Source organism: Rhizobium ecuadorense, from assembly GCF_001187535.1.
In the GTDB taxonomy this organism is placed as follows: domain Bacteria; phylum Pseudomonadota; class Alphaproteobacteria; order Rhizobiales; family Rhizobiaceae; genus Rhizobium; species Rhizobium ecuadorense.
The window spans coordinates 1-14,866 of record NZ_LFIO01000935.1 but is presented as its reverse complement, the minus strand read 5'-3'; the positions used below and the strand labels follow the sequence as shown (position 1 = coordinate 14,866).

Annotated in this window: 13 protein-coding genes; 4 read left to right on the top strand and 9 right to left on the bottom strand. The window is 61.1% G+C overall.

Features of this window, described 5'->3' with window-relative positions; translation table 11 throughout:
* Positions 1-48 precede the first annotated feature (48 nt).
* The 4 genes from AF337_RS16125 to mscL form a co-directional block, all read right to left on the bottom strand.
* Positions 49-2,007: a putative bifunctional diguanylate cyclase/phosphodiesterase gene (locus tag AF337_RS16125; RefSeq protein WP_049732813.1), complete on the bottom strand. Its 1,959-nt coding sequence runs from the start codon at positions 2,005-2,007 to the stop codon at positions 49-51.
* A gap of 125 nt (positions 2,008-2,132) precedes the next feature.
* Positions 2,133-3,167, bottom strand: coding sequence for a UDP-glucose 4-epimerase GalE (galE, locus tag AF337_RS16120; protein WP_049732812.1), 1,035 nt, complete (start codon positions 3,165-3,167; stop codon positions 2,133-2,135).
* 193 nt (positions 3,168-3,360) lie between these two features.
* A complete protein-coding gene (locus AF337_RS16115; protein ID WP_049732811.1) occupies positions 3,361-4,527 on the bottom strand; it encodes a pyridoxal phosphate-dependent aminotransferase in 1,167 nt (388 codons plus the stop codon).
* Between the two features lie 398 nt (positions 4,528-4,925).
* On the bottom strand, positions 4,926-5,363 hold the full coding sequence (gene mscL / locus AF337_RS16110; protein WP_049732903.1) for a large conductance mechanosensitive channel protein MscL: 438 nt from the start codon (positions 5,361-5,363) through the stop codon (positions 4,926-4,928).
* 221 nt (positions 5,364-5,584) lie between these two features.
* Here mscL and AF337_RS16105 point away from each other — a divergent pair, with 221 nt between their 5' ends.
* Entirely contained in the window at positions 5,585-9,088 is a 3,504-nt protein-coding gene (locus AF337_RS16105; protein WP_049732810.1) for a PAS domain-containing hybrid sensor histidine kinase/response regulator, read from the top strand.
* A gap of 9 nt (positions 9,089-9,097) precedes the next feature.
* Here AF337_RS16105 and AF337_RS16100 read toward each other — a convergent pair whose 3' ends face one another.
* Positions 9,098-9,655, bottom strand: a complete 558-nt coding sequence (locus AF337_RS16100; RefSeq protein WP_049732809.1) for a TetR/AcrR family transcriptional regulator — start codon at positions 9,653-9,655, stop codon at positions 9,098-9,100.
* A 130-nt stretch (positions 9,656-9,785) separates the two neighbouring features.
* Between AF337_RS16100 and AF337_RS16095 the strand changes: the two genes are divergently transcribed.
* Entirely contained in the window at positions 9,786-10,979 is a 1,194-nt protein-coding gene (locus AF337_RS16095; protein WP_049732808.1) for an MFS transporter, read from the top strand.
* Positions 10,980-11,167: 188 nt separating this feature from the next.
* On the opposite strand, the gene AF337_RS16090 is transcribed toward AF337_RS16095, so the two are convergent.
* Both AF337_RS16090 and AF337_RS16085 read right to left on the bottom strand, forming a co-directional pair.
* Entirely contained in the window at positions 11,168-11,632 is a 465-nt protein-coding gene (locus tag AF337_RS16090; protein ID WP_049732807.1) for a YybH family protein, read from the bottom strand.
* Positions 11,633-11,752: 120 nt separating this feature from the next.
* On the bottom strand, positions 11,753-12,157 hold the full coding sequence (locus AF337_RS16085; protein ID WP_049732902.1) for a GFA family protein: 405 nt from the start codon (positions 12,155-12,157) through the stop codon (positions 11,753-11,755).
* A gap of 57 nt (positions 12,158-12,214) precedes the next feature.
* Between AF337_RS16085 and AF337_RS16080 the strand changes: the two genes are divergently transcribed.
* Entirely contained in the window at positions 12,215-12,715 is a 501-nt protein-coding gene (locus AF337_RS16080) for a MarR family winged helix-turn-helix transcriptional regulator (protein WP_082336818.1), read from the top strand.
* A 195-nt stretch (positions 12,716-12,910) separates the two neighbouring features.
* Here the strand turns inward: AF337_RS16080 and AF337_RS16075 are convergent, their stop codons facing one another.
* Positions 12,911-13,120: a cold-shock protein gene (locus AF337_RS16075; protein ID WP_003545273.1), complete on the bottom strand. Its 210-nt coding sequence runs from the start codon at positions 13,118-13,120 to the stop codon at positions 12,911-12,913.
* Positions 13,121-13,385: 265 nt separating this feature from the next.
* A complete protein-coding gene (locus AF337_RS16070) occupies positions 13,386-14,240 on the bottom strand; it encodes an FRG domain-containing protein (RefSeq protein ID WP_049732805.1) in 855 nt (284 codons plus the stop codon).
* 356 nt (positions 14,241-14,596) lie between these two features.
* On the opposite strand from AF337_RS16070, the gene AF337_RS46070 reads away from it, so the two are divergent.
* A complete protein-coding gene (locus AF337_RS46070; RefSeq protein ID WP_202813702.1) occupies positions 14,597-14,860 on the top strand; it encodes an AAA family ATPase in 264 nt (87 codons plus the stop codon).
* Positions 14,861-14,866: the final 6 nt, after the last annotated feature.

The following is a 14,866-nucleotide window of genomic DNA, read 5'->3' as shown; positions in this document are numbered from 1 at the left end:
CTAGGAATAGCCGACGATGCACCATCGCTCCAGTCGAATTAGGTCGGTTCAGGCAGACAGCGAATCCCGAGCGGAGGCGGCGGCCTCGCAGCGGGCGGCATAATCGATGGCCAGCTCCAGCGGCAGCGGCCGCGAGAAATGATAGCCCTGCGCCAGGCGAACGCCCATCGCCTTCAATCCTTCAGCGATCGCTTCGCTTTCGACGCCTTCGGCGACGGAGGCGATGCCGAGATTCTGGCAGAGACTGGCGACAGAACGGGTAATGTTCATACAACGGGCGTCGCGATCGAAATTCATCACGAAGGCCTTGTCGATCTTCAGCTTGTCGAAGCCGAGGCGATGGATATGGCTGAGGCTCGAATAGCCGGTGCCGAAATCGTCGAGCGCGATCGAGATGCCGGCAGCGCGCAGCATCGAGATAACCTGGTCGGCGGTGTCGAAATCGGAGAGCAGCGCCGTCTCGGTGATCTCGAATTCGATGCGCCGGGGATCGATGCCGGAGCGGGTGATCATGGCAAGCAGCGCCATCGAGGTCTCATGGTCGCAGATATCGCGCGCCGAAAGATTGAAGGAGAGCTTGAGATGGCGGGGAATGATCGCCAGCGCTTCGAGCGCCTTGGCAAAGAGGATGCGCGTCATCCGGCCGATGACGGCGGTGCGTTCGGCAGCAGGGATGAAGGCTGCCGGGCTGATGCGGCCGAAGCGGGCGCTGTCCCAGCGGGCGAGCGCCTCGTAACCGACGACGCGGCCGCTCTTCAATTCGACGATCGGCTGATAGTCGAGTTTCAATTCCCTGGCGAAATCGCCTGCCTGCAGCTCGAGTTCGATCAGGTGGCGCTGCGTCAGGATCTTCTCATGCTCGGCTGAAAAGAATTCGACGCCGCTGCTGCGCTTGCTCTTGACCTGGTAGAGGGCAAAATCGGCTTTCTCGTAGAGATCTTCGGCGGTGTATTCGCCAGCGTCGGGATAGACGATGCCGCAGGAACCGAAAACGCGAACCGAGCCGTCGGGGATTTCGAAAGGATCGCGGACGGCGGCGCAAAGCGCCTGGCCGAGATCGGCGATTGCCTGGCGTGTCATCGAACAGGGGAAGATGATGCCGAACTCATCGCCGCCGAGACGGGAGACGATGCCCTCTTCGCCGAGCAGCGCGCTGAAACGGCGGGCGGTCTCCTTGAGCACGAGATCGCCGGCGGCATGGCCGAAGACATCGTTGACGGGCTTGAAGCCATCGAGATCGAGAATGCCGATGACGGGCGGCCGAGACGGGTGCTTCTGCAGCCGCTGTTCCAGCGAGAGAAAGAAACTGCGGCGGTTGGCAAGGCCGGTCAGCTGGTCGTGCAGGGCGTTGCGGCTGTTGACGAGGTTCAGCTCTTCGGCTTCCGCCCGCTTCTGCTTCAACTCCTCGGTCATTCGCACGAGGCCGACGAAGTTCTGGAAATAGCTGTCGATCACCCGGAGAAAGGGCAGGATCAGGAAAAGGCCGCTGACGGCGGTCGCGACGAAAACCGGATTACCCGAGAACATGAAGGTCACGACCATGGCCGAGAAGGTGATGATCGTGGTGAGCACCGCCGCCAGCGGCAGATGCATCAGACAGAAGATGCAGGAAATCCCGGTCACGACCAGGAAATAGGCGATCTGGCCCTGCTGATACGCATCGCCATATCGGTAGAGCGCGATCGCCCAGCCGCCAAAGGCAACGCACAGGATGCAGGCGCCCGCTATGGTGACCTTCATCAGCCGGTAGGCCCGCTCGGCGGTGATGTCCTTGCCTCTGGTCTCCCACCAGCAGAGCCGGAAAATACAGACGATGCTCAAGCCGACCGGAATATAACAGGAGAGCCAGAGGGGCGCGGATTGGAGATGGGTGATCGCCACCGCAAGCGCATTGATGATCAAGAGAACATAGAGAATGGGGATCTGCGACGACAGGGCCTGGAACTGCGCCGTCAGAAAAGTCGGATTGTCTTTTTGCAGCCTCAACGAGGCTAGAAAGTTCCTCATCTTCTCTTGTTTCCGTTGGCCGGGGCCAGGAGATGCTCGATTTTTCCCTATTCACGTCATGTCATACAGGTCCCGCAGGCACGGGGATGATCAACGCGCTGATGCGCGCTCTCACCGGAAGCGCTTCAGAAAGATGCGGCTGCGAGTGCCCGGTGGATGCTGTGCAGATCGTCGACATTTCTGTTCGCCAGGAACAGTTCCCAGTCGAGCGAGCTTTGCACGATGGTTTCCAGCGAATCGTGCCTGGGCTTCCAGTCGAGCACCTGGCGGGCGAGCGAAGCGTCGGCGACGACGCTCGCCGAATCGCCGGCACGGCGCGGCGCCATGTGGATCTTGAAGGAATGGCCGTGCAGGCGGGTGACCATGTTCAAGACGTCGAGCACGGAATAGCCGCTACCATAACCGCAATTGGCAACGAGCGAGCCCTTGTCCCTGCGCAGATGCTGCAACGCTTTCAGATGGGCATCGACCAGATCGCTGACATGGATGTAGTCGCGCACGCCGGTGCCGTCGTGGGTCGGATAATCGATGCCATAGACACTGACGCTGTCGCGCCTGCCGAGCGCTGCCTCGCAGGCAACCTTGATCAGGTGGGTGGCGCCTGAGGTCGACTGGCCGGCGCGGTGATCGGGATCGGCGCCGGCGACGTTGAAGTAGCGAAGCGCGACATAGTTGAAGTCATAGGCGGCGGCGGCATCGCGCAGCATGAATTCGGTCATCAGCTTTGACTGACCGTAAGGATTTTCCGGATTGAGGACGGCCGTCTCCTTCACCGGCAGATCGGTCTTTTGCTGACCATAGACGGCTGCGGTCGAAGAGAAGACGAAGTTGCGGATGCCGGCTTGGACCGACGCGGAGAGCAGCGCGCGGGTCTTGCCCGAGTTGTTGTCGTAATAGGAGAGCGGATCGGCGACCGAGACCGGGACGACGGCGGAGCCGGCGAAATGGATGATCGCCTCGATGTCGTTTTCGATGAAGATCTTCTTCAAGATGGCGGGATCGGCGACGTCGCCGAGATAGAAACGCGCCGCCGGTGCCACAGCCCAGCGAAAACCCGTGGAGAGGCTGTCGAGCACGACCACATCCTCACCCGCATCGAGCAGCGCCCAAACCATGTGACTGCCGATATATCCGGCGCCGCCCGTCACCAAAACCGCCATGTCCCGCATCCCTGCTTTGTTTTATAGCAGGGGCATCAGGCCCGGTTTTTCTTTCCAATTTTCTTATCGAATGGCCGTTGGAGGCCCTTTGAACCGGTATGTTTGGACTTGTGGTTAGAGGCCGATTTCAGGCTTTGCTCAAGTTTTATCGATCGGCCGATTCCGGCACGAAATCGCTTGGGTCGACCCCTTCTCAGCGCTTGAGGATATAGTCGCAGAGACGCTCGGCGGCGATCGCCACCTGGGCGGGATCGCGCAAAAAACAGGCGCGCAGGAAGAGTTCGCCGCCGGCGCCGAACGCGGCTCCAGGAGCAAGGCCGACGCCTGTCTTGTCGACGATGTCGATCGCAGTACCGCGGCTGTCGGTGACGCCGTCGATCTTCAGGAAGGCGTAAAGCGCGCCGTCCGGCTTCAGCGTTTCGACGCGGTTGGTGGCGACGAGAGCATCGCAGAGAATATCACGGGAGCGGGCCGCCTTGGCGATATTGGCGGCAACGAAATCGTCGCCCTGATCAAGGGCTGCGACGGCGCCCTTCTGCATGAACTGGGCGACGCCCGATGTCGAATACTGGATGAGGTTCTCGAGTACCTGGCCCATCTCGGGCGGGGCGACGACCCAGCCGACGCGCCAGCCTGTCATCGACCAGTTCTTCGAGAAGGAATTGACGAAGATGATCTTGTCGTCGGGCTCCGTCACATCGAGGAAGGAGGGCGCCCGGCCGCCGGCGAAATAATAGAGGGCGTAGATTTCATCCGCCATGATCCAGAGGTCGTGCCGGCGGGCCAGCGCCAGAATATCGGCAAGATCCTTCTTCGTCGCCGTCCAGCCCGTCGGGTTCGACGGCGTGTTGACGAAGATGCCCCGGGTCTTCGGCGTGATGGCGGCTTCGATGCGGTCAAGATCGACCGCCCATTTGCCGCCTTCGAACTGCAGCTCGATGCCGACGGAGCGCGCACCGGCAATCTCCAGGGCGGCGGCGATATTCGGCCAGGCGGGGGTGAGATAGACGAACTCGTCACCCGGCGAGGTCAGCGCCTGCACGCAGAGCTGGATCGCCTGCATGCCGGAGCCGGTGACATAGAAATGCTCGACCGGAAGCCGGATTCCGAAATGCCTGTGGTAATAATCCGAAAGCGCCTGGCGAAGCTCGGGAATGCCCCGCTGCCAGGTGTAGAAGGTCTCGCCTGAAGCAAGCGCGTCCATCGCCGCCCTGCTGATGAAATCGGGCGTCGGCAGGTCGCCTTCCCCTACCCAGAGCGGCAGCAGGCCTTCGCGGCCACGGGCATAATTGACGACTTCGACGATCCCGCTTTCTGGCGCCGCCATGGCGCGCGGGCTGAGGCTCTTCACGATCGACATGCATATCTCCAGTTTCCGCCTTCATAGTGGATTTGCGCCGGCAAATCCCATGATAACAAGTGATGGCATATCGATTTTCGTGATGAATGGCAGGGGCGGAGTGAAGCACCCTTGGAGATCGACGCTTGCCCCTCATCCGCCTGCCGGCACCTCTGCCGGGGTCGAGCCACGGGTCTCGACCCGTCCTTCGGACCCCCGCTCGCGGGGCGAAGGGGTATGCGGCAACCTCTCCGTCCCTCGCAAGGCTCTCGCAGGGCACGTCCCCTCGCCCCGTTTACGGGGAGAGGGGGAGGGGAAAATCACGCGCACGGACGGCAATAGGCATGCGGGGGCGGGAGCGAAACATCCGGCGCAATGTGCCTCAGTCCGCCGCTTGAAGCCGCAGCCTCCAGCCTCGATCAGGCCGTCGGGCGGCTGGCCAGCAGATCGCGGATCTCCGTCAGCAGCTGAACATCAGCCGGCGGCGGGGGCAGCTCTTCCGGTGCTGCCTTTTCCTGGCGCTCGACCTGCAGGCGCAGATAGTTCACACCCTTGACCATCAGGAAGATGATCCAGGCAAGGATCAGGAAATTGATGAGAACGGTGAGGAAGCTGCCATAGGCAAAGACCGCCCCTTGGGCGCGGGCGGCGGCAAGGGTCGGGGCGTTGACGGCCGAGGAAAGCGGCAGGAAGTAATTCGAAAAATCGAAACCGCCGAAAATGGCGCCGACGATCGGCATGATCAGGTCGTCGACCAGAGATTTGACGATGCCGCCGAAGGCGCCGCCGATGATGACGCCGACCGCCAAATCCATGACATTGCCGCGGGCGATAAAGGCCTTGAATTCGTTGAGCATCGGATCCGTCTCCCTTCGATCCATTTCAGAGAGTATGCGATGGATTTCATTAGCTACATCTTCATTGCAATTAATCAATCGGCAATCGCAATTATTCGGCAGTACGCCCGGCAGCCTTTGACTTAAGGCCTAGACGGGCGGGAATTTTCAACGCGCCTGAAATGACCTAAGCTGATCTACGTTGCGGGAGGTCCCGGCGGCTTTCCGCCGGCGGAGGGTCAATGCTTCCAGGCTGGGTCATATTCGCGTCTGCCTTCGGCTATCTGCTGCTGCTTTTCGCCGTGGCAAGCTATGGCGACCGCAAGAAGCGCGGTCCGGATGCGCTGGAGGGCGGATGGCCGGTGGTCTATGCGCTGAGCCTGGCGATCTACTGCACCTCCTGGACCTATTTCGGCAGTGTCGGGCTTGCGGCGCAGCGCGGCCTGGAATTTGCCGGCATCTATATCGGACCCATCCTGGTCTTCACCCTCGGCATGCCGCTGCTTCGCCGCATTATCGAACTCGCCAAGGCGGAGAAACTGACCTCGGTCGCCGATTTCGTCGCCGCGCGCTACGGCAAGAACCCGACGGTCGCCACCATCGTGGCGCTGATCTCGCTGATCGGCACCATTCCCTATATCGCGCTGCAGCTGAAGGCGATTTCCAGCACCGTCAGCGCCATGGTCAATCCGTCCGATTACGGCATTGGCAGCGGCAATCTCTATTTCCTCGACCTGCCGCTCTTGGCAACGCTGGTGCTGGCCTGCTTCGCCATCATGTTCGGCACCCGGCATACGGATGCGACGGAGCATCAGGACGGGCTGATCCTGGCCGTCTCGATGGAATCCGTGGTCAAGCTCGTCGCCTTCCTGACGGCCGGCATCTGCGTCATCTGGTTTCTCTTCGACGGCCCGGCCGATCTCTGGCAGAAGACGGTCGACAACGGCCTTGTCATGTCGGCGCTCAGCTACCACACGCCGATCAGCCGCTGGATCACCCTGATCGCCCTGTCGGCCTTCGCGATCATCCTGCTGCCGCGGCAATTCCACGTGACGGTCGTCGAAAACCGGACGCCGAAACAGCTGAAACTCGCGGGCTTCCTGTTTCCGAGCTACCTGATCGCGATCAATCTCTTCGTGCTGCCGGTGGCGATCGGCGGCCTGCTGACCTTCGGCGGTGCCGGTAACGCCGATTTCTACATGCTGTCGCTGCCGCTGGCCGGCGAAATGCCGGTGGTGTCGCTGATCACCTTCATCGGCGGCTTCTCGGCCGCGACGGCGATGGTCATCGTCGATTCCGTGGCGCTGTCGATCATGGTGTCGAACGACATCATCATGCCGATCTTCCTGAGGCGCAAACTCGCCGGCCGCGCCAGCCAGCGCGACAATTTCGCCAAGACGCTGCTCAACATCCGCCGCAGCGCCATTTTCGCCGTGTTGTTGTTCGGCTACGCCTATTACCGCTCGACCGACAGCACCGCCGGTCTTGCCTCGATCGGCTTGCTTTCCTTTGCAGCGATCGCGCAGATCGCCCCTGCCCTCGTCGGCGGGCTGATCTGGCGGCGGGCCAATGCACGCGGCGCGATCCTCGGGCTGACCTCGGGCTTCGTCATCTGGGTCTACCTCTTGTTCCTGCCCTCGCTCGGCGGGCCCGATTATTCCTATGTGGCAAGCGCCGTGCTCGGCTTCATCTTTCCCGGCACCACGCTGTTTGCCGCGCCCGACGCCGATCCGCTGGTCAATGCGACCGTCATGAGCCTGCTCGTCAATACCGCCTTCTTCATCGTCGGCTCGCTCACACGCAATGCCAGGCCGCTGGAACGGATCCAGGCCGGCATCTTCGTCAAACGGCATTCGCGCTCGCAATTTGCCACGCGCGGCTGGAAGACGCGCATCAGCGTCGGCGATCTCAAGGCGGCGATCTCGCGCTATCTCGGCGAAGAGCGCATGCAGCGCTCATTCACCACTTACGAACAAAGCTCCGGCCGCAAGCTGGAGGACGAACAGCCGGCCGATATGGCGCTCATCCATTTCAGCGAGCAGCTGCTCGGCAGCGCCATCGGCTCGTCCTCGGCCCGGCTGGTGCTGTCCTTGATCCTGCAGAAGACCGAGGACGCCTCTTCCGACACCGCCTGGCTGCTCGACCAGGCGAGCGAGGCGCTGCAATATAACCAGGATATGCTGCAGACCGCCCTTTCGCAGATGGACCAGGGCATCGCCGTCTTCGACAGCTCCAACCGGCTGACGATCTGGAACCGGCGCTTCCGGCAATTGCTGGACCTGCCGGAAAGTGCCGGTCAGGTCGGCTTCCCCTTGGCCGATATTGTCAAAACACTCAGCGAGCGCGGCGACATCGCGCCTGGCGATCTCAGCCAGACGGTTCGGCATTTCCTGACGCTCGACAAGCCCTTCGCACTGGTGCTTGGTGGCGGTGAGCGGATCATCGAGGTGCGCTCCAACGCGATGCCTGATAAGGGCATTGTCGCCACCTTCACCGATATCACCCAGCGCGTCAGTGCCGACCAGGCGCTGAAACAGGCGAACGAGACGCTGGAGCAGCGCGTCGCTGAACGCACGGCCGAGCTGACCCGCGTCAACCACGAACTCGGCGAGGCGCGGGCCGCCGCCGACGAGGCGAATATCGGCAAGACCCGTTTCTTCGCCGCCGCCGGCCACGACATCCTGCAGCCGCTGAACGCCGCCAGGCTCTATTCCTCGGCGCTGGTCGAACGCATGGCGCAATCCGATAACGGCCCGATCGTGCGCAACATCGATTCGGCGCTGGAATCGGTCGAAACCATTCTCGGCGCCGTGCTCGATATCTCGAGGCTCGATACCGGCGCCATGCGGCCGCGGCTGGCTGCAGTCGCGCTTTCCGATCTGTTGAAGCGGATCGAGACCGATTTCGCGCCGATCGCCCGCGAAAAACAGCTGAAGCTGGTGGTCATGCCGACATCGCTCAGGGTGCGCTCCGACCCCAATTTGCTGCGCCGGCTGGTGCAGAATCTCGTTTCCAACGCCATCAAATATACGATCACCGGCAAGGTGCTGGTCGGGGCGCGGCGGCGCGGCAACCAGGTGATCATCCAGGTGATCGATTCCGGCATCGGCATTCCGCCGTCGAAATTCCGCACCGTGTTCAAGGAATTCGCCCGGCTGGACGAAGGCGCGAAAACCGCCTCCGGCCTCGGGCTCGGCCTGTCGATCGTCGACCGCATTGCCCGCGTGCTCAACCATCCGGTCGAACTGCAATCGACGCATGGCAAGGGCACGGAGTTCCGCATCGCCATGCCGCTCGACGTCTCGCGCCCGGCCGAGGCGGCAGCGGCTATCGCTCCCACTGAGCGGCCCGGGCAGCCGCTCAAGGGGCTGAAGATCCTCTGCGTCGACAACGAGCCGAAGATTCTCGAAGGCATGCGGCTGCTGCTCAGCGGCTGGGGCTGCGAGGTCGCGGCGCTCGATTGCCTCGCCGACGTGATCGCAAGCGACGGCCGTGACGGGCCGCCGGATCTTATCATCGCCGACTATCATCTCGACGACGGCACCGGCATTGCCGCGATCCTGCATCTGCGCCGGCAGTTCGGCGCCGACATCCCCGCTTTGCTGGTTACCGCCGATCGCACGCCTGAAGTGCGCAGCGAGGCCGAGCGGCAAGACATCGCCGTTCAGCACAAACCGGTGCGGCCGGCGGCGCTGCGGGCCTATATCACCCAGATTTCCGGTCTCAAGCGCGCGGCTGCGGAGTAGGAGCCAGGCTCAATCCGTCGTGGTCATGACGCGCGCGACCAGATCGAGCACCCGCGCGGCATCCGGCACGTCGCCGAACAGGATGCGATACATGATCGGGGCCACCACCTCGTCCATGACGCGGTCGACATCCGGGAAGCTTTCACCTCGGGCCTCTGCCCTCTCGGCGATGACGACGATCTGCTGGCGGGTATATTCCGAGCATTTGCAGGCATTGGCGCCGGCCTGCGCCGCCAGCACGTCGCGGATCATCTCGCGGCCCGGCCCGGAGGACATTTCCTCGGCATATTGCTCGGCCCAGGCTTGAAGATCGGCCTTGCCGCTGCCGGCGTCGACCGGCTGCATATCCGGGCGCAGCCGTTCGACGGCGACATCGGCGAGAAGCTGCTGCAGGTCGCCCCAGCGGCGGTAGATGGTCGACGGGGTCACACCGGCGCTGGCGGCGATCAGCGGGATCGTCACCTCGGCGCGGTTCATCTCGTCCAGCAGCTCGCGGACCGCCTTGTGCACCGATGCCTGAACCCGGGCGCTTCTGCCGCCCGGACGGAGATTCTCTTTTACTGCCATGCCTGCACCCGTTCCCGATCTCCATGGTTCAAAATCTTTGACAGAACCATAAACGCAAAGAATTTGCCTTTACCATGCATTCGCCTTACATGGAGCTAACGCAACGGCTTAGCTTTAAGAGGGCTTATATATGGTCGCCGCAGCCAAATCCACCGGGAATGCGCAGAGCCCCTCGATCGGTTTTCATGCGCTGACGCTCGCCGCCTTTTTCGGGGCCTCCGCGGCGCCGACGCCGCTCTACCGAATCTATCAGGAAAACTTTTCGCTCTCGCCGGTGCTGATCACCGTGGTCTTCGCCGTCTACGCCTTCGCGCTGCTGGCAGCGCTGCTGACCGCCGGTTCGATCTCCGACCATCTCGGCCGCAAGCCGGTGATCTTTTTCGCGCTGGTGCTCGAGATCGGCGCCATGGCGCTCTTCGTCGTCGCCGGCGGCCCGGGCTGGCTGATCGCGGCGCGGATCGTCCAGGGTGTTGCAACCGGGATCGCCGGCGCCTCGCTCGGCGCCGCTCTGGTCGATGTCGACCGGGCAAAGGGGCAGATCGTCAATTCGATCGCGCCGCTTTGCGGCATGGCGGTGGGCGCGATCGGCACCAGCGCCCTGATCCAATACGGCCCCTTCCCGATGCATCTCATTTATGCGCTGCTGCTCGCCACCTTCACCCTGCTGGCGGCCGGCATCTGGCTGACGCACGAGACCGGCGGCACACGGCCGGGCGCGCTCGATTCGCTGATCCCCAGGGTCACCGTTCCCCAGCAGGTGAAGCGGCCGCTGTCGCTGGTGACGCCGATCAACATCGCCAACTGGACGCTTGCCGGCTTCTACCTCTCGCTGGTTCCGTCGCTGGTCGCCAGCACGACCGCCAGTAAGGCGCCGCTAACCGGCGGAGCGGTGGTGACTGCACTGATGGTGAGCGGCGCGACCGCCGTTTATCTCAGGCGCAGCAAGTCGGCCTCGGCCAATCTCGGCTTCGGCGTGTCGGCCAAGACGCTCGGCATTCTGACGGTCGTTGCCGGCGTGCATCTTGCCAATGTGCCGCTGCTGCTGATCGGCACGGTCTTCACCGGCGCCGGTTTCGGCACCAATTTCCTCGGTTCGATCGGCACCATCATGCCGCTCGCCAAGGCAGATGAACGGGCCGGACTGCTATCGGCCTTTTACGTGCAGAGCTATCTCGCCTTCAGCCTGCCGGCGATCCTTGCCGGCTTCCTGGCGAAATCGGCCGGTTATGCGCTGACGACAGACATTTATGCGACTGTAATTCTGCTGCTGATGGGCGCCGGACTGCTGGGGCTTCGCGCCGGACGGCGGAAGGCGGCGGCCTGAGGACGGCCGCCGCGAACACCTCCATCCCGTTGAACGGATCGGATCAGAAATCCTCCCAGCCATGGTCGGCCGGAGCTGTCGCCTTCGAACCGCCGCCGAACGCCGTCGCCAGCGTCTTCTTCAACGCACGGGCCGGCCGCCGCAAAACCGCTGCAGGGTCTGCCCGAGATGCTTGATCGGCGGCAGAATTATTCGACAGGGCCTGCAGTTTGCGGCTTCAGATCAAGCAGCGCGCGGCCGCTGCCGTCCATGGCGAAGGGCACGGATGCATGCTGATGGGCGACCAGCCAGCGGCCATCCCGCTTGACGAGGCCGAGGGTCTGGCGGAACCAGAGGTCGACCTCGGCGCCATCGGTCTTGGTCCCGGTCATGCGCAGGAGACCACTCCAGAAGGCGACATCGCCGCCGAGCGTCAATCTGGCATCGCGCACTTCGCCGCCGATCGGGCCTTCCCAGCTATCGAACCAGGTCTGCAGGCCGGCTGCGTCCTTGCCATTGCTGACGAGCGGCGGCGCCAGCGAAAACTCGACGGAATCCTCCGCCTCATAGGAAAGCGCCTCCTCGGCGTTCTTTTCGCCGATCGCCTTGGCCCGCATCATCAGCATGGCGATAACCGCCTCTTCTTCATGCCTGGCGTTGGTTTCGTCTTTCACAACCGGTCTCCTTTTCCACTCTAGACAGAGGACGAACGGCGGGAGCACGATCCGACAAGATGCATTTCTCTTTGCGTCATTCCGAACGCAAAACCGCCATGCAGTTTTGCCGGAATTGCTTCAGAGATAACTCGTCACTTTAGGCTCGTTCCACCAGGCATCGTGCCTGCCGTCGTAATAACGGACTGGAAAGGCTGCCAGTTCCTCAGGGGTGAGATCGTCGAGGCAGGCGATGTTGATCGAGACATAGGCGCCGCCGATCGCTTCGACATAACCGTCGCCGAAGGCAGGCACGCCGCAGGTGCGGCAGAAGCGGTGGTGACCGCTCATCGTGTTGAACTGGTAATCCGATGTCTCGGCCTCGTCGCACATCAGCCGGAAATCCTCCGGCTTGACGTTGGCGCCCCAGTAGCGCCGCTTCGTGCAGATCGAGCAATTGCAGCGGCCGGTTCCCTCTTCGAGGTCCATATCCACCTCGTAGTGCACTTTGCCGCAATGGCAGCTTCCCTTGTAGGTCTTCTTCACGATGCGCTCCTCCTTGCCGTTGCATCCGTCGTCTGCATATGACAATATGTTGTCATTATGGATGAGATACAAAATAGACAACATGTTGTCAAACAAAATCGACCGGAGCGGACGATGGAGGGGAATGCCTTTTCCGCTTTCGCAATCACCGCCCTTCGCCTCGCCGGCCATCTGACGGCGGCGGGCGACCAGCTGGCAAAGCCGGCGGGACAGACAAGCGCGCGCTGGCAGGTACTGGCCGCGGCAAGGCGCGGCGACATGTCGGTGGCACAGATCGCCCGCGCGCTCGGCCTCGCCCGCCAGGGCGTGCAGCGGCTTGCCGATGTGCTGGAGGGAGAAGGGCTGATCGCCTATGCCGACAACCCGCAGCATCAGCGCGCCAAGCTGGTGCAGTTGACCGCGGAAGGTGCCGCCCGGCTCGGCGTCATCGAGGTGGCGCAGGCCGGATGGGCGGATGGGCTGGGTGCTGCGTTTACGTCAGCCGAGCTCGATGCGGCGCGGGCGGTGATGGCGCGGGTGATGGAGATGCTGGAGGGTGGTGAGGCGGCTGGCGGCTGAGCCGGCGGCGAAACAAAAAAAGGCCGGGCTAACCCGACCTTCCCTGCCATCTCGACGAACCGTGCCAGTACATCCGTGGTCACGATCCGGAGATGATATTCAAAGCCCCGCGCGTCCAAGAGGACGCGCTGCTTTTGTCTTTAACGCAATTCCGGACGGAAAACCGCTTCGCACTTTTCCTGGAATTGCTAGGCCTTAGGCCGCCTGGAGGCGGTCTGCCGACATCTTGCCGGACTTGTTGTCGCGGACGAGCTCGTAAGACAGCTTCTGGCCATCCTTGAGATCGCGCATGCCGGCGCGTTCAACGGCCGAGATGTGGACGAAAACGTCGGCAGCGCCGTCATCCGGCTGAATGAAGCCGAAGCCCTTGGTTGCGTTGAACCACTTTACGGTACCAGTGCTCATGACGATATCCTTTTCGAATCGCTCATAGAAGATTGCCGCGCGAACCGAAGCACGAGCGACGATGAAAACCGATTTTGGAGGAAGTTCGCCAGGAACGACGCGAGCGCCGTTTCAAAGTTCATCTAGCAAGATCGATGCGAAAACGTTTAATCGGGAATTGTGTCCGTGACAAGGCCGCAACACGGAAAAGTCGAGTTCGTCCGTTGGCATTTTTTAAATGCCGTGCCTCTCGGACACGTCGTCACCCACATGTCCGCTACTATCCCTAAGTCCTGCTAAAATAATGGCGCGACAGCCATTTGCTTAAACCGTCGAGCCCAGGATAAATAACTCTTTCATTAACGTTTGCCTGATCAAGCCTGTCTCTTACTTCCCACTTCAGATGAGCAGGGATAATGACCTTTTTGTACATTTCCGGCCGACTCTGAAGCCACTCATCCATGGTCATTTTCGCGTCGGATATAGCCGAAAACAGAGCAAATTGGTTTACGATGCGGTCGTCAATTGAAGGCGGCTCAATGAAAAGTGCGAATGGGTCCGTTGAAAGTTTATCAAAGTCGCCCAGATCGCGTAACAGCTGATAACCCTTGTCATCAGCTTCCGCGACCAGAGATGGAAACTCGTCTCGTTTCCTTTCCAGTGCGGCGAGCATGTCAATTGTAAATACGTAAGATCCTTCCTGAGCGATGGAGTTCGTCAAGATGGCCGGCAGAGATTGATGAGCGAGTCTCAAGTCAACGCACCAAATAACACCATTCTCATTCATACTCGCCAGCCCATCCGTGGCAAAATGCATTGCAACGAACGGCGAATAGGTCCAGTCGAGTAGCCGCGTCGGCAAGCCATGATGTTGGGCCACGGCAAGCCAATGCCAAAATGAATCCCGTTCAACAACATCGCGATGGGCGTACTTTCGAAAATTTCTTAACAGGTGCTTCTCCAGCACGCTGTAATTTCCACCCAATCTCATCAGAGAGGTCTTCATCGTCCAGGATGAATTGGTCATCCCCCGAAACACCAGCGAAGAGCGATGTCGGCCTATCGCTCCATCCCAGTCGCCCTGATAAAGCAACGAGATGAGATTCTCCCAGCTTGTCGCGACAATTGCGCCCTTCCCCATATGTTCCACCCAAAATATACTGAACCGAATATTGAATTTATGGTCACCGTACGGCGAAACAAAAATAGGCGCCGCAGCTTCCGCACCACAGCGAAACAAACTTTGTTTATAGGTTGCCGATCGGAGACGCTATGCCGCATCCAAACCGTCCACAAAACATCTTATCCGGCACGGCGACCTCCTTCAGCAGGTGGTTCCGTTCACGGTCGTCCTCGAGTGAGTCGGGTAGCTTAAGCGTTGACTGCAGGTGACGTCGGCCGAGGTTAGAACTGATGGGTTTCAACGCCGAAATGTGCAAGTGATAGCTAGAGGCACGCGCATTGCCTATCGTTTCAATCCTTGATAGAAGACCCGCAATGGGGATCAATATGCAATCAATCGCTTTCTTTAACAACAAAGGTGGAGTGGGCAAAACAACACTCCTGTGCAACTTAGCAGCGTACCTAGCCTTGATAAAGAAAAAGAAGGTTTTGGTGGTCGACGCCGACCCACAATGCAATGCAACCCAGCTAATGCTAGATGAAACTGAAGTACTTAAAATATACGATACTGCAAATTCGTTTACTATATATAGAGCAGATCCTGTTCAATCCGGGTCATATCCGGCAGCCCTGAAGTAGTTGGCG